This is a genomic window from Pseudomonas sp. B15(2017) (genome assembly GCF_002113215.1).
Taxonomy (GTDB): Bacteria; Pseudomonadota; Gammaproteobacteria; order Pseudomonadales; family Pseudomonadaceae; genus Aquipseudomonas.
The window spans coordinates 196,259-219,123 of sequence record NZ_NEJZ01000010.1; the positions used below are offsets into that span (position 1 = coordinate 196,259).

Annotated in this window: 20 protein-coding genes; 12 read left to right on the forward strand and 8 right to left on the reverse strand. The window is 60.7% G+C overall.

All coding sequences use genetic code 11. From position 1 onward, the window contains the following. Window positions 1–14 precede the first annotated feature (14 nt). On the forward strand, window positions 15–1,358 hold the full coding sequence (gene gudD / locus CAF73_RS16710) for a glucarate dehydratase (RefSeq protein WP_085698970.1): 1,344 nt from the start codon (window positions 15–17) through the stop codon (window positions 1,356–1,358). 135 nt (window positions 1,359–1,493) lie between these two features. Here gudD and CAF73_RS16715 read toward each other — a convergent pair whose 3' ends face one another. Continuing rightward, the gene (locus CAF73_RS16715) at window positions 1,494–2,366 is read right to left on the reverse strand and encodes a LysR family transcriptional regulator (RefSeq protein WP_085698968.1); all 873 of its coding nucleotides are present in this window, start codon (window positions 2,364–2,366) and stop codon (window positions 1,494–1,496) included. 158 nt (window positions 2,367–2,524) lie between these two features. Here CAF73_RS16715 and ampC point away from each other — a divergent pair, with 158 nt between their 5' ends. Continuing rightward, window positions 2,525–3,691: a class C beta-lactamase gene (gene ampC / locus CAF73_RS16720; protein WP_085703285.1), complete on the forward strand. Its 1,167-nt coding sequence runs from the start codon at window positions 2,525–2,527 to the stop codon at window positions 3,689–3,691. A gap of 62 nt (window positions 3,692–3,753) precedes the next feature. Here the strand turns inward: ampC and CAF73_RS16725 are convergent, their stop codons facing one another. Beyond that, window positions 3,754–4,062, reverse strand: coding sequence for a hypothetical protein (locus tag CAF73_RS16725; protein ID WP_085703286.1), 309 nt, complete (start codon window positions 4,060–4,062; stop codon window positions 3,754–3,756). A 489-nt stretch (window positions 4,063–4,551) separates the two neighbouring features. On the opposite strand from CAF73_RS16725, the gene CAF73_RS16730 reads away from it, so the two are divergent. Next, the gene (locus CAF73_RS16730; protein ID WP_085703287.1) at window positions 4,552–5,919 is read left to right on the forward strand and encodes an AAA family ATPase; all 1,368 of its coding nucleotides are present in this window, start codon (window positions 4,552–4,554) and stop codon (window positions 5,917–5,919) included. Next, entirely contained in the window at window positions 5,912–6,532 is a 621-nt protein-coding gene (locus CAF73_RS16735) for a retron system putative HNH endonuclease (RefSeq protein ID WP_085703288.1), read from the forward strand. The genes CAF73_RS16730 and CAF73_RS16735 overlap by 8 nt, the downstream gene beginning before the upstream one ends. An 88-nt stretch (window positions 6,533–6,620) precedes the next feature. Here CAF73_RS16735 and CAF73_RS16740 read toward each other — a convergent pair whose 3' ends face one another. The 4 genes from CAF73_RS16740 to CAF73_RS16755 all read right to left on the reverse strand — a co-directional run bounded on the left by CAF73_RS16740 (window position 6,621) and on the right by CAF73_RS16755 (window position 10,335). Further along, window positions 6,621–7,187 (reverse strand): DUF4174 domain-containing protein, encoded by a 567-nt coding sequence (locus tag CAF73_RS16740; protein WP_085698964.1) that lies wholly within the window; start codon window positions 7,185–7,187, stop codon window positions 6,621–6,623. A 212-nt stretch (window positions 7,188–7,399) separates the two neighbouring features. Next, window positions 7,400–8,185 (reverse strand): sulfite exporter TauE/SafE family protein, encoded by a 786-nt coding sequence (locus CAF73_RS16745; protein ID WP_011335062.1) that lies wholly within the window; start codon window positions 8,183–8,185, stop codon window positions 7,400–7,402. Between the two features lie 104 nt (window positions 8,186–8,289). Continuing rightward, window positions 8,290–9,504: an MFS transporter gene (locus tag CAF73_RS16750; protein ID WP_085703289.1), complete on the reverse strand. Its 1,215-nt coding sequence runs from the start codon at window positions 9,502–9,504 to the stop codon at window positions 8,290–8,292. An 81-nt stretch (window positions 9,505–9,585) separates the two neighbouring features. Then, window positions 9,586–10,335 (reverse strand): hypothetical protein, encoded by a 750-nt coding sequence (locus CAF73_RS16755; RefSeq protein WP_085686885.1) that lies wholly within the window; start codon window positions 10,333–10,335, stop codon window positions 9,586–9,588. 246 nt (window positions 10,336–10,581) lie between these two features. On the opposite strand from CAF73_RS16755, the gene CAF73_RS16760 reads away from it, so the two are divergent. The 3 genes from CAF73_RS16760 (at window position 10,582) to CAF73_RS16770 (ending at window position 13,143) form a co-directional block, all read left to right on the forward strand. Continuing rightward, window positions 10,582–11,730 carry an aldose epimerase family protein gene (locus tag CAF73_RS16760; RefSeq protein ID WP_085703290.1) on the forward strand — a complete coding sequence of 383 codons (1,149 nt, stop codon included), beginning with the start codon at window positions 10,582–10,584 and terminating at the stop codon, window positions 11,728–11,730. Window positions 11,731–11,821: 91 nt separating this feature from the next. Further along, window positions 11,822–12,643, forward strand: coding sequence for an aldo/keto reductase (locus tag CAF73_RS16765; RefSeq protein WP_085698957.1), 822 nt, complete (start codon window positions 11,822–11,824; stop codon window positions 12,641–12,643). 29 nt (window positions 12,644–12,672) lie between these two features. Further along, the gene (locus CAF73_RS16770; RefSeq protein WP_085698955.1) at window positions 12,673–13,143 is read left to right on the forward strand and encodes a DUF1810 domain-containing protein; all 471 of its coding nucleotides are present in this window, start codon (window positions 12,673–12,675) and stop codon (window positions 13,141–13,143) included. On the opposite strand, the gene CAF73_RS16775 is transcribed toward CAF73_RS16770, so the two are convergent. Further along, complete coding sequence (locus CAF73_RS16775) at window positions 13,108–15,468, reverse strand: DNA polymerase II (RefSeq protein WP_176247741.1); 2,361 nt, start codon at window positions 15,466–15,468, stop codon at window positions 13,108–13,110. The two genes, CAF73_RS16770 and CAF73_RS16775, sit on opposite strands and share 36 nt — an antisense overlap. A gap of 189 nt (window positions 15,469–15,657) precedes the next feature. On the opposite strand from CAF73_RS16775, the gene CAF73_RS16780 reads away from it, so the two are divergent. Beyond that, complete coding sequence (locus CAF73_RS16780) at window positions 15,658–16,098, forward strand: CBS domain-containing protein (RefSeq protein WP_085698951.1); 441 nt, start codon at window positions 15,658–15,660, stop codon at window positions 16,096–16,098. Window positions 16,099–16,256: 158 nt separating this feature from the next. Here CAF73_RS16780 and CAF73_RS16785 read toward each other — a convergent pair whose 3' ends face one another. Further along, complete coding sequence (locus CAF73_RS16785; RefSeq protein WP_085698949.1) at window positions 16,257–16,880, reverse strand: glutathione S-transferase; 624 nt, start codon at window positions 16,878–16,880, stop codon at window positions 16,257–16,259. 1,079 nt (window positions 16,881–17,959) lie between these two features. Here CAF73_RS16785 and CAF73_RS16790 point away from each other — a divergent pair. From CAF73_RS16790 to CAF73_RS16805, 4 genes are all read left to right on the forward strand, one after another. Next, entirely contained in the window at window positions 17,960–18,778 is an 819-nt protein-coding gene (locus CAF73_RS16790; RefSeq protein WP_085703292.1) for a TonB family protein, read from the forward strand. A gap of 49 nt (window positions 18,779–18,827) precedes the next feature. Continuing rightward, window positions 18,828–19,532 (forward strand): MotA/TolQ/ExbB proton channel family protein, encoded by a 705-nt coding sequence (locus CAF73_RS16795; protein ID WP_007959058.1) that lies wholly within the window; start codon window positions 18,828–18,830, stop codon window positions 19,530–19,532. Next, on the forward strand, window positions 19,532–19,933 hold the full coding sequence (locus tag CAF73_RS16800) for a biopolymer transporter ExbD (protein WP_085703293.1): 402 nt from the start codon (window positions 19,532–19,534) through the stop codon (window positions 19,931–19,933). The genes CAF73_RS16795 and CAF73_RS16800 overlap by 1 nt, the downstream gene beginning before the upstream one ends. A gap of 207 nt (window positions 19,934–20,140) precedes the next feature. Next, window positions 20,141–22,846 carry a TonB-dependent receptor gene (locus tag CAF73_RS16805; RefSeq protein ID WP_085703294.1) on the forward strand — a complete coding sequence of 902 codons (2,706 nt, stop codon included), beginning with the start codon at window positions 20,141–20,143 and terminating at the stop codon, window positions 22,844–22,846. The last annotated feature ends 19 nt before the right edge of the window (window positions 22,847–22,865 follow it).

Below are 22,865 nucleotides of genomic sequence, written 5' to 3' on the forward strand. Positions count from 1 at the left end.
AAGGACAACCCGACATGACCGCACACGACATCGCCAAAGCTCCGATCATCACCGAGATGCAAGTCATTCCGGTGGCTGGCCACGACGGCATGCTGCTCAATCTGAGCGGTGCCCACGGGCCGTTCTTCACCCGCAACATCGTCATCCTCAAGGACAACGCCGGCCACACCGGCGTCGGTGAAGTGCCCGGCGGCGAACGCATTCGCCAGACCCTCGAAGACGCCCGCAGCCTGGTGGTCGGCAACCCGATCGGCACGTATCAGAAGATCCTCAACCAGGTGCGCCAGACCTTCGCCGACCGCGATGCCGGCGGCCGTGGCCTGCAAACCTTCGACCTGCGCATCACCATTCACGCGGTCACCGGGCTCGAAGCCGCCCTGCTCGACCTGCTCGGCCAGCACCTCGATGTGCCGGTCGCCGCACTGCTTGGCGAAGGCCAGCAGCGTGATGAAGTGAAGATGCTCGGCTATCTGTTCTACGTGGGCGATCGCCGGGCAACCGACCTCGCTTACCGCAGCGAACCGGATGCCGACAACGACTGGTTCCGCGTGCGTCACGAGCAAGCCATGACCGCTGACGCCGTGGTGCGCCTGGCCGAAGCTGCTCATGCGCGCTATGGCTTCAAGGACTTCAAGCTCAAGGGCGGTGTGCTCAGCGGCGATGCCGAAATTGAAGCGGTGACAGCACTGGCCGAGCGCTTCCCCGATGCGCGAATTACGCTTGATCCAAACGGCGCGTGGTCACTGAAAGAAGCGATTCGTCTGTGTCGCGACCAGCATCATGTGCTGGCGTATGCCGAAGATCCGTGTGGTGCGGAAAACGGCTATTCGGGCCGTGAAGTGATGGCCGAATTTCGCCGCGCCACCGGCCTGAAAACCGCCACCAACATGATCGCCACCGACTGGCGCGAGATGGGCCATGCGATTCAGTTGCAGTCGGTGGACATCCCGCTGGCCGACCCACACTTCTGGACCATGCAGGGTTCGGTGCGCGTGGCGCAGATGTGCCACGAGTGGGGCCTGACCTGGGGCTCGCACTCCAACAACCACTTCGACATTTCCCTGGCGATGTTCACCCACGTCGCGGCCGCCGCACCGGGTGACATCACCGCCATCGACACTCACTGGATCTGGCAGGACGGCCAGCGCCTGACCAAAGCGCCGCTGCAAATCGTTGACGGCTGCGTACAGGTGCCGAAGAAGCCGGGGCTGGGCGTGGAACTGGACATGGACCAGGTGGCCAAGGCCCACGAGCTCTATAAAGGCATGGGGCTGGGTGCGCGGGATGACAGCGTGGCGATGCAGTTTCTGATTCCGGGCTGGACGTTCGATAACAAGAAGCCGTGTCTGGTGCGCTAAGCCGGATTCACCGCAATACCCTGTGGGGTCGAGCTTGCTCCGGGCGGCGATCCGACGATGGCGGAGCGTCAGTCGATAAATTTTTCGAATTTGAGGCCGTCTTCGCGAGCAAGCTCGCTCCCACAAGGACGTTCACTAGTCTGAAATTTCCAGCAACCAATGCTTGAACGCTGCCATCGCCGAAGTCTCCGGCCGTGACTGCAAGCGCGTCAGCCAATAGCTGCCGGTGGTGATTTCGATGGCAAAGGGTTGGCGGATCAAATCCGCCGCCAGTTGCCGGGCAAACATCAACGGCGGCGCCAACGCTACCCCGCCGCCCTGCAGCGCCGCTTCCATCATCGCCAGCGACGAGTCGAACACAATGCTCTGGGGCGGCGCGGCATGCGTCGCCAGACCCGCCGCGTGAAACCATTCCGGCCACTCATCGGTGCGATAAGAACGCAACAAACGTTGCTGCAAAAGGTCCCCCGGCGTGTGCAACTGTCGGGCAATTTCCGGCACGCAGAGCACCGACAATGGCGCCTCAAGCAAACGGGTCGCCTCGATGCCGTGCCACGCCCCGGCGCCGAACCGGATCGCGTAATCCAGGCCTTCGGCGGCGACGTCCACCCGATTGTTGTTGGTCGACAGCCGCAAATCTATGAGCGGATGTTTCGCCTGAAAGTCCGCCAGCCTCGGCAACAACCAGCCCACCGCGAAGGTGCCCACCGCACCGACCGTAAGCATTTCCCGATATTGCCCGCCCGCCAGACGCTCGAGCATTTGCGCAATATGATCGAACGATGTGGTCAGCACCGGCAGCAGGGTTTCGCCCTCACCGGTCAGCATCAGCCCACGGGGCAGGCGTTTGAACAGGATCACGCCGAGTTGCGCCTCCAGGCTTTTGACCTGATGGCTGACGGCCGCCTGAGTCACACACAACTCCACGGCGGCACGGGTGAAACTGAGGTGGCGCGCGGAAGCTTCAAAAGCGCGTAATGCATTTAATGGCAATTGAGGTCGAATCATGCCAAATCCCAAATTTTTCTAATGGCTCGTCCGAGATTTCATCGTTTGTCGAAAGACGCGGGACTGCCTAGATTTGCGGCGCTGATCAGCAACCCGATGAAAAACGCTCGCAGTGTAGCGGGATAACACCATCAACACTCATGGAGAGTGGTTCAAGCATGTCTTCGATCAACCTGAACAAACTCAAGTCCTTCAGCGCTTTTGGACTCCTCTTCGGCGCAGCCACTTGCCTGGCCGCCCCGCAAACCGACGACCAGTTGCAAGCGCTGGTCAAGGCCACTGTGACGCCAGTCATGCAGCAACAGGACATCGCGGGGCTGGCCGTGGCCGTGACCGTCGATGGCAAGGCGCATTACTTTAACTACGGGGTCGCCGACAAGAGCACCGGGCAAGCGGTGAATGAAAACACCCTGTTCGAAATCGGCTCGGTGAGCAAAACCTTCACCGCAACCCTCGCCGCCTACGCCCAGGCCAGCGGCAAACTGCAATTCTCCGACAAGGCCAGCCAGCACTGGCCCGAGCTGAAAGGCAGCGCCTTCGACCACATCAGCCTGCTGCAACTGGGCACCTACAGCGCCGGTGGCCTGCCACTGCAATTTCCGGATGCCGCGGATTCTGCCGACAAGATGCTCGGCTATTACCAACACTGGAAACCGACGTTTCCGGCCGGTAGCCAGCGTCTGTATTCCAACCCGAGCATTGGCTTGTTCGGTTACCTGGCGGCGAAAAGCCTGGGCCAGCCATTCAATCAAGTCATGACTGAAACCCTGCTGCCGAAACTCGGAATCAAGCACACCTACCTGTCGGTGCCCGCGTCTGAACAAAAGCTCTATGCCCAGGGCTATGACAAGACCAACAAACCGGTTCGCGTCAGCCCCGGCGCACTGGATTCCGAAGCCTACGGCGTAAAAACCAGTGCCGCCGACCTGCTGCAATACGTCGAGGCCAACCTCGACACCACCAGACTCGAAACACCGCTGCAAAAAGCCATCGCCCTCACCCACTCCGGCTACTACACCGTTGGTGACATGACCCAGGGCCTGGGCTGGGAACGCTACGCCTACCCGATCAGCCTCGAACGCCTGCTGGACGGCAACTCGACGCCAATGGCCATGGAACCGCACAAGGTCAAATGGCTGAATCCGCCACAGCCTGAACCGGCGAACGTGCTGCTGAACAAGACGGGTTCCACCGCTGGCTACGGCGCGTATGTCGCGTTCGTGCCATCGAAGAAAGTCGGGATCGTGATTCTGGCGAACCGCAACTATCCGAATGGAGAACGGGTGAAGATTGCGCACAGGATTCTCGGGGAATTGACCCGATAAGCACGCCATAAAAAAACAGGCGGTCTGAGAAGATCGCCCGTTTTTGTCTGGGAGGTTGAAAACTACGCCTGTAGCTTCCAGCCCAGTACATCCATCAGATCGCAGCTGTCGCGCAGCGGGATTGCCAGCACCCGGGCGAAGTCCTGCAGCAGTAATGCGTCGTGGCCTGTACCGTCGCTGAGCGAAAGGGTTTCTAGCAGTTGCGTCACGCTGCGCAAGCGGTAGGCAGCGGTGCCGTGGAGTACGTCAACCGGGGCTTCGCGGTCGATCAGTAGACAGGGGATCTGGCAGTCGATGCCGGTGATGGGGATGTAGCGGGGCTTGGTTGATTCGGTGCAAATTTCAGGTGATTCGAAATCCGTTTTCTTCATGGGTGTAACTCCAATGGGGATTGCTGAGAACGCTACCCATCTCACTTCCACATGAGGGTGGCAGCTGTACGCAGGTGTGGAAGACCGAGCCAATCACCCGAACCCGGCGCACTCGAAAGCGCTCCCGCGTACAGCCACCAAAAGGCCGCGATGTTGACATAAAAGATGTCGCCATGCGCTTTATGAGGCTTGGTGAATGAATCTAAAACCGGACTTCCACATCCGACCGCTGATTTTGCAGCGGCCCGGAAAGGTTATCGGCGTACGACTCGAGCCACCAGTTCACCAACGCCGCCGCGTTTTGAAGGAAATCTCCGACGGCATTGAAGGCCTTTGCGCAGCTAGATTACGTGACATGTGCGGTAACTATTTTTCAAAGATGAGCGATTGGAATGGATGTATCTAAACTGCACCAGATCAATCTTGGGCAGGGGATGACATAATGCTCGTCAAATTCTCTAATCCGGCTGACCCTCAAAGGGCGTTGCAATGGAAATCAACAAATTCTTTGTCGAAAATATCAGTCGGTTCACCGATCTTGAGATTCAGTTGGCGCCAACAAAAAGCCACACCTCAAATGTCACGGTGCTTGTAGGCAATAACGGCGCAGGTAAAACTACTCTCTTAACATCATTAGCCGTTTCACTCAGTTGGTTTGTAGCTAGAGTTCGCAACGAGAAGGGCAATGGCAACCACATTACGGATGAAGCTATTCGTAACGGGGCGTCCAGCGCGCTTGTGGTCATTGAAGTTGCAGATTTAACGCATCCACGGACTCATGCTCCCGATGCAGAGAAAAACTCTCACCTCTTTGCATGGGGTGTAGCGCGTACGCGACAAGGGCGAAAAGCAACATTCTTTAGTTCGTTGACCGATGCTTCCGCTCTTGCAGACCACTATCGGAATCAGCTCACAACCGATGAAAAGGCGTCGCTACCGCTGATCGCGTACTACCCAGTAGAGCGCTCCGTGCTCGAAATCCCGCTAAAAATCAAAACCAAACACACCTTCGACCAACTCGACGGCTACGACAACTCGCTCAACCGAGGCGTCGACTTCCGCCGTTTCTTCGAGTGGTTCCGCGAACGCGAAGACAGCGAAAACGAAACCGGTATTTCCGACACTGCACTGGCTGAAATCTCCGAAAAATTCGGCTCGGACAGCGAGGTCTGGCAAACCCTGTCCAAACTGAAAGCCTCCTCCCGCGACCGCCAACTGACTGCCGTGCGCTCCGCCATCGCCGCGTTCATGCCCGGCTTCACCAACCTGCGCGTGCAACGCAAACCGCGCCTGCACATGGCCATCGACAAGGATGGCGTCACCCTCAACGTCGCCCAGCTCTCTCAAGGCGAGAAGTCGATGATGGCGCTGGTCGGTGATATCGCCCGCCGTTTGGCGATGATGAACCAGTCCCTGGACAACCCACTCCATGGCGACGGCATCGTGCTGATCGACGAAGTGGATCTGCACCTGCACCCAAAATGGCAACGCAGCTTGATCCGCCAACTGAGCGAAACCTTCCCCAACTGCCAGTTCGTGCTGACCACCCATTCGCCACTGGTCATTAGTGACGCCAAGGATGTTCTGGTTTACGTGCTCAATGACGGTGAACTCCACGAACACAACGGCCTATACGGACTCGATGCCAATCAGGTGCTGCTGGAAGTCATGGACACCGATATCCGCAACAGCGACGTTCAAAAACGCTTGAACGCGTTGCTCGAACGCTTGCAGGACGGTGATCTGGAAACCGCACAGAAGCTATTCGCCGAACTGGCAGAAGAACTTCCAGACGGTCATATCGAACTGGCGAAAGCAGCGCTGTTGCTGCGCAAGCTGGAGCTGCGTCGTGCGTAAGATCACCAAGGGAGCCGAGCCGGAACAACTCATCAGATGGAAACGCGCCAACACAACATTACGTTACCGGGACCTGCCCAGCGAAGAACGTGTGAGCGTGCGCACGGCCTGTATAGCGGAACAGTTCAGCCTTTGCGCCTATTGCTGCCAGACCATTGCAGGCGACAACTCACATAACGAGCACGTTGAAGCCCAGGATAAGGCCCCCAATCGCACATTGGAGTTCACCAACATCGTCGCCAGTTGCCAGCGCCAGAATCAATGTGGACATCATCGAGGCACCCGCCCACTGGATCTGACGCCCTTGATGGAGGAGTGCGAGTCGGAATTGAAGTTTTACCTGTCCGGTAGAGTGACCGGCAAAACCGAACGCGCAAATTCAGCCTTGGAAATCTTGAATCTCGGTCATACCGAAGAAAGCAATCGCGGACTCATAGGGGCGCGGAAACAGCTGGTTGATCAGCTGATCTTTACAGGAGGCATGCAACCCGATGACCTTGAAGATGAAGAGCTACTGGGCATTCTCCTTGATGACATGTTGACTCCCAAGAATGGCCAGCTCGCGGCTTTTTCTCCGGTTCTGGTCAATGTCATCCGTCAGCTCATGACCTGATATTCAAAGCATCGGGGTCATTCCGGCGGGCAAAAAAAATGGCGAACGCTTTATAACGTTCGCCATTTTCATTCAGAGCCTGCCTCAATCAATCATCCGGCATTTCCGGTGGCTTGGCCGGTTTGGTCGGCTTCGTCGGTTTTGTCCCTTTCGCGCCTTTGGCCGGGGCCGGTTCTGCAGCAGCCGGCGCCGTCACCACGGTGGAAGTGGTTTCTTTCTCGGCGGCAGGCAGCGCATCGATGGTGTCGAAAATTTTCTTCAGGTCGACCGTCGCGGCTTCCTCCCCCGAAGCCGACAGTTTGGTCTCACCATCCTTGCCCACCAGAAACACTTTCGGATACGCCCCGGCGCCCAGCTTCAGCGAGCGCAGCAACGCCATGGTCTGCTGCTGCTCCATGCTTTTGCCATCGACCTGACCGCTCATGCTCAGGATGGTGTAGACCTTGATCTTGCGGTCGGCGATGCCTTGTTTGTTGGCCGGGTCGTCCAGCGCTTTTTTCAGGCTGACCCAATAAGAATCGACCGTACTGGAAGCGATCACGATCACCGGGCGGTTAATGCCCTTGTCGACGTCCAGAGGGGAATCGCCGTCGGCGGCGAACAGGGGGCCGGCAATCGCCAGCAAGAGTGTCAGGGTCAGTGACCTGATGAGCATGCGCATCTCCTTTTGATATCCACGCTCTAATGATTGCGCATCGCGGCGATTGTTCCGGGTGGTGCCCGGCAAAAGTGTTTCGCCTTGCCCAAAGCTTAGGTCAGCACCGGTTTTGCGCAACCGGACGGGCGCGATCCTGTCGCCCGTTTGTTTACCTTTTATGACCGCGTCAGCCGGATGCTTGAGCCTTCGGGGTCATAGATGCTCGCCGATCAGAACGCCAGTTTGTAACCGATCAACACCAGCATCGTCGCCAGGCACGGGCGCAGAAGTTCATCGGAGACGCGGCCGGTCAGGTGGCTGCCGAGCCAGATGCCCGGCAACGAGCCCACCAGCAGGAAACCCAGCACACCCCAGTCCATGTTGCCCATGCTCGCGTGGCCGAGGCCGGCGACCAGGGTCAGCGGTACGGCGTGGGCGATTTCGGTGCCGACCAGGCGGCGGGTCGGCAGCAGCGGATAAAGGATGAACAGCGCGACGGTGCCGAGGGCGCCGGCGCCGATGGAGGTCAGGGCGACCATGGTGCCGAGGATCAGACCGGTGATCACGGTCATGACATTCAGGCGCGCGCCGCTGGGGTTGTAGTTACCGCCGGCACGTTTGTGGGCGAATTCCAGCAGGCGCTTCTTGAACAGAATCGCCAGCGCGGTGGCGAACAGCACGAAGCCGAGTGCCTGCTTGATGATGGCGTTCATCGCGTCCGGCGCGGTGTGCAGGGTGCTGAGGAACCACAAGGTCATCGCCACTGCCGGGACACTGCCCAGGGTCAGCCAGCCGGTAATGGCCCAGTCGATATTCTTGTTTTTCCTGTGCACCAGCACGCCGCTGGATTTGGTGATGGCCGCGTACAGCAGATCCGTGCCCACCGCCGTGGCCGGATTGATGCCGAACCAGAGCAGGATCGGCGTCATCAACGAACCGCCGCCAACACCGGTCATGCCAACGATGAACCCCACCACCAGCCCGGCAATCACCAGGCCGAAATTTGCCAATTCCATGAAGACATCCAGAAGACAACAGGAAAAATCTGGCCCGCAGCATAGCGATTTTTCTTATAACCACCTATATCGATCCGATCTATCGTTATGCCATTTCTTGAGTGTCAGTGCTGCCGCCGGCCCGGTTTGAAACTGTGGGTGCTGTTGAGCCAGACGGTAGCCAGTGCGATCAGCGACAGGATCAGCAACGCCCACGGAAACGACATCGCCCCTGCCCGGTCCAGCAGCAAGCCGCCAAACAAGCCGCCGCCGGCGATCGCCACGTTCCACGAGGTGGTGAGCATTGCCTGCACCACATCCACATGTTCCCCGGCAGAGTCCGCTGCGGCCGTCAGCAGCAATGTCGCCGAGCCGCCGAACGACAGGCCCCACACCGCCATGCACGCATAAATCAGCCAGGGCGATGGGGCGACCAGTGCCAGCACCAGTGCGGTCACGGCAAACACCGCGAGGCTGATCAGCGCCAGTCCGCGCAACCAGCGATCCACCAGCAGGCCGATGATCCAGATCCCCAGCAACGAACACAGGCCGAAGACCAGCAGTACCAGGTCAACCCGCTCGCCAAGACCGGCCTGCGTCAGAAACGGCGCGATGTAGGTGTAGAGAATGTTGTGGCCGAGCATCCAGGTCAGCACCACGAACAACACCGGGCGTACACCGGGCAAACGCAGCGACTGCATCAACGGCAACCGTTCGGCACGGGCCTGGCCGGGACGATCCGGCACGGCAATGACGATCCAGGCCGCCAGTACCAGCGCCAGTGCCGACATGATCCCGAACGAGGCGCGCCAGCCGATTGCATTGCCCAGCCAGGTGCCGGCCGGCGTACCCAGCGACAGGGCCACCGGGGTGCCGAGCATGGCAATCGCCAGCGCCCGACCTTGCTGATGCACCGGCACGATTCCGCGCGCGTAACCGGCCATGATCCCCCACGACAGCCCCGCCGCCATCCCGGCCAGAAACCGCGAGGCCAGGGTCAAACCGTAATGGCTGGAAACGGTGGTGATGGTGTTGAACAGCAGAAACCCGCCGACTGTCATCAGCAGCACCCGCTTGCGCCCCCAGCCGCGGGTGGCGACCGTCAGCGGAATCGCCGCGACAATCGAGCCCAGCGCATACAGCGTCACCAGTTGCCCGGCCAGCACTTCGCTGACGCCCAGGCCGGCGCCGATCTGCGGCAACAGGCCGGCGGGCAGGGTTTCGGTGAGGATGGCGATGAAGCCGGTCATGGCAAACGCCAGCAGCGCGGCGTAAGGCAGTTTGTCCGTGCGGGCGGCACGTTCCAGGCTCGAGTATTCGGCGCTTGCGGGGTCGGTCATGACGGTTGCAGCTCCCTTTGAGTCAAATCGGACAGAAAATTGTATACAAACACAATCGTCCGCCACTCTACCCGACCAGGCTCACTGCACGGGCAAGAAATTCAAAAACAGCAGGCTCTGGGCGTAATTCAGGCCGATGCGCCGGTAGCGCTCGTCGAGCATCTGGGTCAGCAGATCCAGACGCGCCACGATTTTGCCGAACTCCGTGGCGAAGCTCAGATTGCTGCCCTCCTCGGAAATCTCGTTGGAGAACAGCAGCGGCTGGCCTTCCTTGTTCTGCCGCTGGGCGAGGATCCACGTGGCTTTCTCGATGTTGCGCGCGGCGTTGTTGACGAAGGTCGGGTTGATCGCATCGGTCATGTAGAACTCGGTGCGGTTGCCGTGGGCGGTGACCAGCATGCTGCCGATCGCATAGATGAACGCGCCGACCCGGTCGCCGAGAAATTCAGGGCTCATGGCATAGCTCAGCGCGGCCAGGTCTTTTTTGCCGCCGAGGGTCGGCAACGGTTGTTGCTGTTCGACGGCCAGCCGCACCTGTTTGACCGCGGTACGAATGTCGAGAAAACCTGATTTGCGCAACTCGTCCGGGTTGCGCAGGTACAACTTGCCCATCAAGCGATAGAGGCTGTCGAGGTTGTCGCGCATCGCCAGCGTGGCCATGCGATCGACGCTGGTCTGAAGAAACTCCTGCGGCCTGCCCTCGCGCATCTGGGTGATGAAGTTGTTGCCGTCCTGATGGCTGCAACCGCCGAGCAACAGCGTCGACAGGCAGGCCAGCAGCAGGCACGGGCGATGAATGAATGCAGCGATGGGGTGCAAAACTCTCGGCATGAATTCTTTGACAGACACGTTCCTGTGCGGCGGAAGTCACCGCACCCTGGCCATGGATAGAGCCGGGGATTTCGCAAAAGTGCAGTGCCGGCGTGGATTCCCGATCTTCGGTTCACACTGCCCAAGGAATTTAGTCCGACTTTATTTTTGCATTAACCGTTTAATCCGCTATAAATCTTCACTTTAACATCAATTAGCATGACTATTTAGAGATTTTTAAAACAACAACAAAAAGGAAGGTCAACCATGCTTCAATCCCGACACTCACTTTGCGGCCTCGGACTGTCCCTGATGATCGCCACTCTCTCCGCCCAGGCCGCCGGCCTGTCCAGCGAACACAAAGCCTTCGGCAAGACCAATGACGGCACGCCCGTCGAGCAATACATTCTGCGCAACAGCCACGGCATGCAGGCCACGGTCATCACCTACGGCGCCACCTTGCAGGCGCTGCAAGTGCCGGACAAACACGGCAAGCTCGACGACATCGTCCTCGGCTTCGACGATGTGCAGGGTTACCAGAAAGGCACCGCGTACTTCGGCGCCACCATCGGCCGCTTCGGCAATCGTCTTGCCGATGGTGCCTTCGAACTCGACGGCAAACGCTATCAAGTGCCGCAGAACGACAAGACCAACGCCTTGCACGGCGGCACTCAGGGTTTCGACAAAAAAGTCTGGAAGGCAACGCAAACCAAAGACAAGGATTCGGTGGGCGTGACCCTGACCTACCTGTCGGCGGATGGTGAAATGGGGTTCCCCGGCAATCTCACCACCGAAGTGACCTACCGCCTCACCGACTCCAACGAGCTGCGCATCGACTACAAGGCCAGCACCGACAAACCCACGGTGCTCAACCTGACCAACCACAGCTACTTCAACCTCGCCGGCGCCGGCAATGGCGACATCCTCAAGCAAGTCGCCACCCTGCACGCCAGCCATTACACCCCGGTCACCGCCAAACTGATCCCGACGGGCGAACTGGCCCCCGTGGCCGGCACGCCGATGGACTTCACCAAACCCACCGCCATCGGCCAGCACATCAAGGCCGATCATCCGCAACTGAAATTCGCCGAAGAGAAACAGGGTGGCTTCGATTTCAACTGGGCGCTGGACACCAAGGGTGACGTCAGCAAACTCGCCGCCGAAGTCAGCGACCCGCAATCGGGCCGCCACTTGCAACTGTTCACCACCGAACCTGGCGTGCAGTTCTACACCAGCAACTTCCTCGACGGCACGGTCAAGGGCAAGGGTGGCAAGGTCTATCCGCACTGGGGCGCGTTCACCCTGGAAACCCAGCACTACCCGGATTCGCCGAACCAGCCGAACTTCCCGAGTACCCGCCTCGATCCCGGCCAGACCTATACCCAAAGCGTTGTGTTGAAGTTCTCCGCCAGGTAACCACTCCCGCCTCCTTTCTGGAACCGGACGGAACCCGTGGGCTATCCTGCTGCCCACTCAAGGTATCGACCGTTTCAGAAAGGAGGTTTGAATGCGTACCCTCGAATTGGCTGGCGTGCAGGTTCCGGTGATTGGCCAGGGCACCTGGCGCATGGGCGAAGACCGCTCGGCGCACAAGCGTGAAGTGGCTGCCCTGCGCAGCGGTATCGAACTGGGCATGACCCTGATCGACACCGCCGAAATGTACGCCGAGGGCGGTGCCGAAAGCGTGGTCGGCGAGGCCATTGCCGGCCTGCGCGATCAAGTGTTCCTGGTGAGCAAGGTCTACCCGCACAACGCCAGCCGCAAAGGCATTCCCCAGGCCTGCGAGCGCAGTCTGCGCCGGCTCGACACCGATTACATCGATCTCTATCTGCTGCATTGGCGCGGCCAGTATCCGCTGGACGAAACCGTCGAGGCCTTCGAGCGTTTGCGCGAAGACGGCAAGATCGGCCGTTGGGGCGTCTCGAACTTCGATGTCGACGATCTTGAGGAACTGTCGAGTTCGGTCTGCGCCACCAATCAGGTGCTGTACAACCTGGAGGAACGCGGCATCGAATTCGACCTGCTGCCGTGGTGCCAGCAAGCGCGCATGCCGTTGATGGCGTACTGCCCGATCGGCCAGGGCGGTGCGATGCTGGCCGAGCCGGTGCTGAAACAGATTGCCACTCGTCACGGCGTGACCCCGGCACAGGTTTCGCTGGCGTGGATTCTGCGTCAGGATGGCGTGATTGCGATTCCCAAGGCCGTGCGCCCGGAACACGTGCAGCTCAATGCACAGGCGGCGCAGCTGCAACTTGATGCCGGGGATCTGGCGGCGCTGGACCAGGCGTTTCACGCGCCACAACGCAAGCAGCGGCTGGCCATGGTCTGAGCCACCGCCGACTGACAGAGGGCTTCGCCATGAGAAGCACTGATCAGGACGATCCATTCAACCTGCAACGCTTCGTGCTCGCCCAGGACCCGGTGTTCGAACGGGTCCAGCGCGAGCTCGACGAGGGCCGCAAACGCAGCCACTGGATGTGGTTCGTGTTCCCGCAGTTCGCCGGGCTCGGGGGCAGCGAGATGTCGCGGCGGTTCGCCATCAGCTCCGCCGGGGAAGCTCGAGCCTATCTGGCCCATGAACTGCTCGGCGCCCGGCTGCGGACCTGCACGCAGCTTGTACTGAATGTGCAGCAACGCTCGATTGCCGACATCTTCGGCCACCCGGACGATCTGAAATTCCACTCATCGATGACGTTGTTCGCCCAGTTCGCGGACGACGACAGTCTCTGGCATCAGGCGCTCGAGCGTTATTTCCACGGCATCCAGGACGAATGGACCCTGCAACTGCTGGACTCAAAACAGGCCCAGTTGCCCCCCGATCAGGGTTGAGAAATCGTCGTCGACAAACGGCAGGATCGCATCCGCCACCGGTTGCAGCTGGCGGGTGATGTAGTGGTCGTAGTCGATGGCCGCGCGGCGCACTTCCAGCGGCTCGGGGCCGGCCAGGGTGATGACGTAGCTGATCCAGCCACCGTTCTGGTATTGCCGTGGGCGACCGTGTTGCGCGTTGTAATCGTCGGCCAGCCGCGCGGCACGAACATGCGGCGGTACGTTGCGTTCGTAGTCGTCGAGGGTGCGGCGCAGGCGCTTGCGGTAAACCAGTCGCTCGTCGAACTCACCGGCCAGGGTCTTGCGCACGTACTCGCGCACGTAATCCTGATACGGCCTGCGCTGGAAAATCCGCTCGTAAAGCTCCTGCTGAAACTGCCGGGCCAGCAGCGACCAGTCGGTGCGCACGGTCTCCAGGCCTTTGTAGACCATTTCCTCACTGCCGTCGGCGCGGGTCACCAGGCCGGCGTAACGCTTTTTGCTGCCCTCTTCCGCGCCACGAATGGTCGGCATCAGGAACCGTTTGTAGTGGGTTTCGAACTGCAATTCGAGGGCGCTTTCCAGCCCGTACTGCTCACGCACATGCTCGCGCCACCAGTCGTTAACGTGCTGCACCAGCGCCCGGCCAATGTTCGACGCCTCTTCCTGACCGTGGGGGCGACGCAGCCAGACGAAGGTCGAATCGGTATCGCCATAAATCACCGCGTGGCCCTGAGCCTCGATCAACTGCCAGGTACGCAGCATGATTTCGTGGCCGCGCAGGGTGATCGAGGACGCCAGTCGCGTATCGAAAAACCGGCAACCGCTGGAGCCGAGCACGCCGTAGAAGGCGTTCATGATGATCTTCAGCGCCTGGGACAACGGCGCGTTGTGCTCGCGTTTGGCGGTCTCGCGGCCCTCGGCGACCCGGGCGACGATGGACGGCAGGCAATGCCGGGTGCGAGAGAACCGCGCACCGCGAAAACCCGGCACCGAATCGGCGTCATCCGGATGCTGCAAGCCTTCGATCAAGCCCACCGGGTCAATCAGAAAGGTGCGGATGATCGACGGATAAAGGCTCTTGTAGTCGAGCACCAGCACCGATTCGTACAGCCCCGGTTGCGAGTCCATGACAAATCCGCCGGGGCTGGCCTGCGGCGGATTGGTACCAAGGTTCGGCGCCACAAAACCCTGACGGTGCATCAACGGCATATACAAGTGCGTGAACGCTGCCACCGAGCCGCCGCTGCGATCCGCCGGCAAACCGGTGACGCTCGCGCGCTCGAGCAAAAACTTCAGCAGCTCGGTCCTGGCAAATATCCGCGTGACCAGTTCACAGTCCTTGAGGTTGTACTTGGCCAGCGCCGGTTTGTCCTCGGCGAACATGCGGTTGATCTCGTCCATGCGCTGGTACGGGTTGTCGATCGACTTGCCCTCGCCGAGCAGAGTCTGGGCGACGTTTTCCAGGCTGAACGAGGGGAAACTCCAGGTCGCCGAACGCAGGGATTCGATGCCATCGATGATCAACCGCCCCGCCGCTGCCGCGAAGTAATGATTGCGGCTGCCGTGTTCGCGCCACTGCATTTCCTCACCGTCGCGCCCGAGCTTGAGCGGCACACCGAGGCGTCGGGCGTGTTCATGGAGAATGCGCAGGTCGAACTGCACGAGGTTCCAGCCGATGATCGCGTCGGGGTCGTGACGGGCGAACCAGTCGTTGAGTTTCTTGAGGATCAGGGTGCGCGATTCGCAATACTCAAGGTCGAAATCGACGATGCTGTGATCGCCGTTCGGTGCGCCGAGCATGTACACCTGGCGTTCACCGCAGCCCTCCAGCGCGATGGAATACAACTCGCCCTGCTCGGTGGTTTCGATGTCCAGCGAGACCAGGCGCAATTGCGGACGATAGTCGGGCGCAGGCTTTAGGTGGGCGTCGAGCAACATACCGTCGGCATCGGGCGTGCCGCCGAACCACACCGGCGCGGTGATGAAGCGCTCCATCAGGTAACGCTCGGGCGGTCGCACATCGGCTTCGTAGACGTCGATACCGTGGCGGTTGAGCGCGGTCTCCAGGCGCATCAACTGACCGTGCTGCTGGCAATACAGCCCAAGCACCGGGCGATGCTCGAAATCCTGCAAAGCGAGGGGGCGCAGTTCGACGTTCTTTTCGTCCGCCAGCACCCGCTCGGCCTGCTCACGCTGCGCCGCCGGGATGAACGCCACCGACGGCTGATGCGCAAGACGCACACGGCGCGGGCCGGCGTCAGTCGCCAGCCAGAACTCGACTTCAGTGCCGGCCGGGGTGTCGCGCCAATGCCGGGTCAGGACAAAACCCTGCTGTAAATCCACCACTGCGACCTCAAGAATTGATTCAGACGGGCATTCTACGCGGCATTGCCGTAACCGGTGACAAAGGCCTCGCCATGAAAAACCCGGTCAAATGACGTTTTTTGCGTGTTATCTGCCGTTTTGCGACCTTGCTCTGTGCGCCACGGTCTACGATGCTTGAAGAACAACGACAACACCTGAGTAACCGCCATGAAAACCGTCGCCCAACTGCTCAAGCTCAAAGATCAGAAAAATCAGGAAGTGCACCAGATCAAGCCCGATCACATGGTGCTCGAAGCGCTGATGAAAATGGCCGAGAAGAACGTCGGCGCCTTGCTCGTGGTGGAAGACGAAAAAGTGGTGGGTATCATCAGCGAGCGCGACTACGCGCGCAAACTGGTGCTGCACGGGCGCTCGTCGGTGGGCACGCCGGTGCGCGACATCATGGTGGCGAACGTGATCACGGTGGACACTCACCAGACCGTCGACACCTGCCTGGGCATCATGTCCGACAAACGCCTGCGTCACTTGCCCGTGGTGGAGGACGGCAAACTGATCGGACTGCTGTCGATCGGCGACCTGGTCAAGGAAGCGATCGCCGAACAGGCCGAGCTGATCAAACAGCTGGAGCAGTACATTCGCGGCGAGTGATGCCGCCACCCTGATCGTTCCCACGCTCCTGATGTTCGTTCCCACACTCTGCGTGGGAATGCCTCCTGTGACGCTCTGCGTCACGCTTTGGGACGCGGAGCGTCCCGGGCTGCATTCCCACGCAGAGCGTGGGAACGATCACCATCAGATTCGATTTCTTAACCGGGCCAATGCCGCGCAAAGACCGGCGCCAATACCGGGTGCCGGTCGATGCGCTGCAGCCACGCATGGAAACCGGGTCGAGCCTGGCGCAGGTGTTCGCGGGCACCGGCCCAGCGCGTGACCACCGCTGCCAGCACATCCAGCGCCCCTGGCGTTTCATCGTCCAGGTACAGCTCGGCGGAGAACTGGTCGGCAAACACCTCCCAGGTCCAGTGCAGTCGCTCCCGCGCACCCGCCATCAGATTCTGCCGCGAGGCCTCGTCCGGCATCACCAGCCAGCGCTCGGGGTAATCAATGACGCCGATGGCCGCGTAACAATTGCTGACGATGTACACCAAACCGCGAATCGCCTGATCCCGATCAGCGCCTGTGGCGGGCAGCAGACCGGATTGCGGGAAACTCAACCCCAGATGAATCAGGATTGCCGCACTTTCGGTGATGACACTGCCGTCCGGCAGTTGCAGGGTCGGGATCTGTTTGAGCGGGTTGAGCCGCGCCAGCTCCTGCGCCGCTTCCGCGCTGGCCTCGATATCGATGAAGCGGTAAGCCACCTGGCACAGCTCGAGCGCCGCCTCGATGGCCGCCGCCCCTGAATTGCGATGTCCGTAGAGCTGATACATAACCCCTCCTCCACTGCGAAAGGCATCCTGCCTGGGCCTATTTATAGCTGTTGTATCGAATTTGGCACGGATTGCGCATTGATCGGCAGCTTGCGAATCCCTGATCTCGCAAAACAGCGCTGGCGGTGCCCATCCCGCACCAAGAGCAATCAGCGAACGCTATCCGCGTTCTTGTAAGGTGCGATACCGAACCAAAAGTTCGCGTATCCGAGCTGGCAACAAGGAGTTCACCGCGTGAATCTTCATCTGCTGCGCCACACTCTTCTCTGCGTCCCCGTGTACCTGCGCCGTGTTCGTCCTGCGAACAGTCCGTGCATTCCTTTTATTACCTGAACGCCTGCACTATTTATTTTTTAAATAGTACGCAAGAAGTCATTGCGTGCGCGCTGCATTAATGAATGCAACAACACATTGTTCGACAATAACTTCCAGACAGCACATCGATACAACTTTCGCCGTTCGGCGTTAATGTTCAAAGCGCACCAAAACTGCACTGTCAATCATTACCCCGAGCCTTACTTTATTTAGACAAGAACAAGGAATATCGCCTGTGACCCGCTAAAACACTGACCCGCACCAAATCAGTCCGCCACGCACCATCAAGCGTCCTGGCCGACACGAGAACAGCCGCTCTATCTCGCTGAACAGCGCGATACCGCGCCAAGCCTGTCTCGCCCCGAAAAAAGCCCTGCAAACAGGGCCGTCGGGAGGTTATGCGCCCATGAAAACCGGCGTGCTCAATGAAACTTATATAAATGCGACACAGGCATCATCCGTGAAATAACCGCTACACAATTGGTCACTCTTTGGCACAGCGGTTGCTATTGCATCAACCATGAGGGCAAGAATGATGTTCGCCACTCAATTGCACACTCACTTATAAAAGAACAGCCACGGACCGGATCAATGAACCATCGAAGTCGGCATTACTGAAGCAACAAGCTGCACAAGCCCTGTTCAATAGATAGTTTAACTATCGGCTTCTGCACACCTGTATGAAAGTTGCGACCACTCACTCGAACAACCCTGTGTTGTTCGAACGGCACCTTATTGCCCTTCATCCACCCGAGGGAGCTTTAATGAACGATGCGGTAAAGCACAGAACGCCGCCGGGGCCATTACCGAACGCAGCGCTTGCGTCGGTGGCGGATCGGCCCGTCTATAAGGCCAACACTTCACAGCCCGGCGGCCTGAACAAACAGCAGATGCTGTTGCTGGTAGCGGTGTCGGCGTTGATACACGGCGGCGCCTGGTGGTTTTTCCAGCAGGCCAGGGCCGAGCCGCTGCCCACGCCACCGGAAATTCCGGAAATGACCGTCGAGCTGACCAGCCCGACACCTCCGGCCCCGCCGACACCGGAGCCGCCGCCCCCACCACCGCCCCCGCCCGAGCCGGAACAACCGGTGGAAGACGAGGACGCGGTCAAGCCGCCGCCCAAACCGGTGGAGAAACCCAAGCCGATCGAAAAACCGAAACCGGTCGAGAAACCCAAACCGGTGAAAAAGGTCGAGCCGCCGAAAGCGCCGCCCGCCCCTGCGCAACCGGCTGCGCCTGCCGCCCCGGCCACTCCGAGCGCGCCACCGGCACCTGCGGCGGCACCGGGCCCGGTGAAAGAGACGGCGGCGATATCCGGCCTCGCCAGCCTCGGCAACCCGCCGCCGGAATACCCGTCGCTGGCCCTGCGGCGCAACTGGGAAGGCAGCGTGGTGCTGCGGATTCAGGTGCTGGCCAACGGTCGCGCAGGCTCGGTGACGGTGACCAAGTCCAGCGGCAAGCCGCAACTGGATGACGCGGCGGTCGCGGCGGTGAAGGCCTGGAAGTTCATTCCGGCCAAACGCGGTGACACACCGATCGACGGCTTCGCCACCCAGACCATCGATTTCAAATTGCCGCAATGACGGCGCGACAACCGAACTCACAACCGATTAACGCAAGCGAGGTGTAGCCATGAACGATTCTCTGTCTTCGATGATTGTCCCCGGCGTGCTCTGGGGGCTGGTGCTGTTTTCCGTGGTCAGCTGGGCGATCCTGCTGGTCAAGTCGGCGCAATACCTGCGCCAGAAAACCCAGAACCGGCAGTTCAGCAAAGCCTTCTGGGGCGCGCCGGATTTGCTCACCGCCGCCGAACACGCCAGCCAATATCCGGGCTCGCTCGCGCGGATCGCCAGCAGCGGGTTCGAAGCCCTGCTGGTAGAAGAATCCCCGCGCACCACCCAGCAACTGGCGCACACCATCAACCGTTCCGACCGACTGGAACGCAATCTGCGCCAACAGATCCAGAAGGAACGCCGCTCGCTGGAAAACGGCCAGGCGATCCTCGCCAGTATCGGCAGCACCGCGCCGTTCATTGGCCTGTTCGGCACCGTGTGGGGAATCATGGAAGCCCTGCAAAGCATCGGCGCCAGCGGTTCGGCCAGCCTGGAAACCGTGGCCGGGCCGATCGGCCACGCGCTGATCGCCACCGGTGTGGGGATTGCCGTCGCGGTGCCGGCGGTGCTGATTTACAACTTCTTCCTGCGACGCCTGAAGCTGGCCTCGGCAGACATGGATGACTTCGCCCACGACTTCGACGCCCTCGCCTCGCGCAGCGCGTTTTCCATCAGCCGCCAGGCTATCGCCAAATCCACGGCCGCCGTGCGGGAGGCCAGCTGATGTCCTTTTCCACTCAAGACAGCGATGAAGTGCTCAGCGAAATGAACGTCACGCCGCTGGTGGACGTGATGCTCGTGCTGCTGGTGGTGTTCATCGTCACCGCGCCGCTGATGACTAACGCGATCAAGGTCAACCTGCCGAAAACCGACGCCGTCGCCCCCGCCGAAAAGAAAGATCCGGTGGTGGTCAGCGTGGATCAGGACGGCAAGTTCTTCCTGGCCAAGACCGAGCTGGCGCCGGAATCACTGGAGGCCAGCCTCAAGGAGGTCAAGGCCAGGGACGCCGAAGTGCGCGTGCAGCTGCAGGCCGACTCCGCCGTGAATTACGGCCAGGTGGCCAAAGCCATGGCGTCCATCGAGCGCTCGGGCATTACCAAGATATCGGTGATGACCACCCGCTGACGGCGGTGCCGGGCGCGCAGTGAGGGACGCGCCCGGCACCGCTCGTTGAATCCCGTCGCAATCGGCCGACCGAAAAACGCAGCGCGTCTTCGGAGGGGATCGGCTTGCTTGAAGAAAGTGGTTTTCGCGGCGCGGCACCACCGTGCTCCGCGCAAAGAGGGCTCACAAGGCCATTTCGATAAACGTCTAACAAAGTCGGAAACAACCATGCTGATGAACACTCCACGCTTCACGCTCAAACCTCTGGTGGCGACGATTTCCCGCCACCGTTTCGTTCCGTTGTACCTGGTGGCCATGGGGATGGGCGCCGGGGTTCAGGCGGCCGAGGACGACAACAACGCCCCGGCCGCCGCTGCGGTGGTCGCACCGACCACGCAACTGCAACGGGTCGAAGTCACCGGTTCGGCGATCCGTCGGGTCGACGCGGAAACGGCGGTGCCGATCACCGTGCTCAAGGCCGATGAGCTGCGCAAACAGGGCGTGACCACCACCGCCGAACTGGTGCAGCGCATCACCGGCAGCCAGTCGATCAACAACAGCGCTGGCTCGGTCGGCTCGGCCACCGGCGGCGCCTCGTTCGCCGACATGCGCGGCATCGGCGCGAACAAGACACTGGTGCTGCTCAACGGTCGCCGGCTGGCCAACAACGCCCTGTCGGGCACCAACTCGGCCGGCGGCGCGGTGGATCTGAACATGATCCCGTTTGCCGCGATCGAGCGCGTGGAAGTGCTGCGCGACGGCGCCTCGGCCCTGTACGGCACCGACGCCATCGGCGGCGTGATCAACTTCATCACCAAAAAATCCATGACCGACGGCCAGCTCACCCTCGGCGGCGAAACCCCGACCCACAGCGGCGGCGGTGCGACCAAGGACATGAGCGCCAGCTGGGGCTACGGCGACCTGGAGCAGGACCGCTTCAACGTGCTCGGCGTGTTCAACTACAACAAGCAGCAGAACCTCGACGCCAACGACCGTTCGTTCGCCCGCGACTACGTGCCCGGCCGTGGCCTGGACCAGACCTCCGGCACCGCGTTCCCCGGCAACTACAGCCAGAACGGCAACGCCACCAACCCGCTGGCCAACAGCAATTGCAACGGCCCCAACCTGGTGGCCCGCGATGGCCTCTGCCGCTTCAGCACCCGCGAGTACATCGACCTGGTGCCAGAGACCGAGAAGACTTCGTTCTTCGGCAAGACCACCGGCAAACTGGCCGACGACCACAACGTCAACCTCGAATACTTCTGGTCGCGCAACAACAACGCCACCGCCGTGGGACCTGCACCATTGACCGGCCTGAGCCTGGATTCGTCCTCGCCCTACTACCCCGGCAACGGCATCACCCCGGCACCCACCGGTTTCGCCCTCGACCCGACGCAACCGGTGGACGTGAACTGGCGCGAAACCGCCGCCGGCCCGCGCGAATCGAAAGACCAGAACACCAGCCAGCGCTTTTTGCTGAGCTTCGACGGCCTGGTCGGCGGCTGGGACTACAACGTCGGCGCCTCGTACAACCAGAACAAGATCGTCTCCAGCGTCACCAGCGGCTACGTCAGCGATCAGGCGATGATCGACGGTCTGGCCAGCGGCCTGCTCAACCCGTTCGGCCCGCAGACCAGCGCCGGTCAGCAATACATCGATCAGGCCGCTTACCACGGCGCCTATTCCACGGCGGTCGGCCGGGTCGCCGGTTTCGACGGGCGGATCAGCCGCGAGATCGGTGACTGGTTCGGTGCCGGCCCGTCGGGTCTGGCGCTGGGCGGCGAGTACCGCAAAGAGAAATTCCACCAGGATTTCGAAGCCTTTGCCGGCGACATCCAGAGCCTGGGCATCGACCCGGCCGGCAGTGTCGAGGGCGACCGCAGCGTGAAAGCCGCCTACGCGGAAATCAACGTGCCGGTGCTCGACAGCCTGGAATTGTCCGCCGCGGTGCGTCACGACAAATACAGCGACTTCGGCAGCACCACCAACCCGAAATATTCGTTCCGTTATCAGCCGCTCAAGGAACTGGTGGTGCGCGGCGCCTACAGTGAAGGCTTCCGCGCGCCGTCGCTGTATGAGTTGTATTCGCCGCGCAGCATCACCTACACCCAGGGCTACTACAACGACCCGGTGCTGTGTACCGGCGGCGTGGTGCAACCGGGCGGCAACGGCGGGCGCGATTGCGGTCAGCAGTTCCTCAACCAGATCGGCGGCAACGAAGACCTGGCACCGGAGAAAGCTCGCAACGTGACCTTGGGCTTCGTTTATCAGCCGGTCAACAATCTGTCCGTGGGCCTGGATTTCTGGTGGATTCACATCTCCAACCAGATCCAGCCGTTCCCGGAATCCACCGTGTTCGATCAGGCCGGCAGCTACCCTGACCGCTTCGTGCGCAACGCCGACGGCACGCTCAACTACATCGTCACCGGCAACGCCAACCTCGGCATCGTCGAAACCAATGGCGTCGATGTGTCGCTGGACTATCGCTTCCCGAACACGCCGTACGGTCAGTTCGGTCTGGGCCTGCAAGGCACTTACGTCGACGAGTACGACTTCCAGAGCACCATCAAGGGCCCGTTCACCGACAAGGTCGGCGACTTCAGGGGTGACGGGGTGATTGCCCGCTGGAAACACAACCTGACCGGCTCCTGGACCTTCGGCGCCGCCCGCGCGGCGCTGACCAACCGCTTCACCACCGGCTACAACGACTACGACCGCGAGACCAACGCGCGGGTCGCGTCGTACTCGGTGTGGGACCTGTCGGCCGGCTACACCTTCGACAAAGTGCTGGACGTCGATGCCGGGGTGAAGAACCTGTTCGACCGCGATCCACCGTTCTCCAACCAGGCCTACAACTTCCAGAGCGGTTATGACCCGCGCTACACCGATCCGCTGGGTCGCACGCTGTTTGCGCGCATGACGTACCACTTCTAAGGATCGAGCACTGCATAAC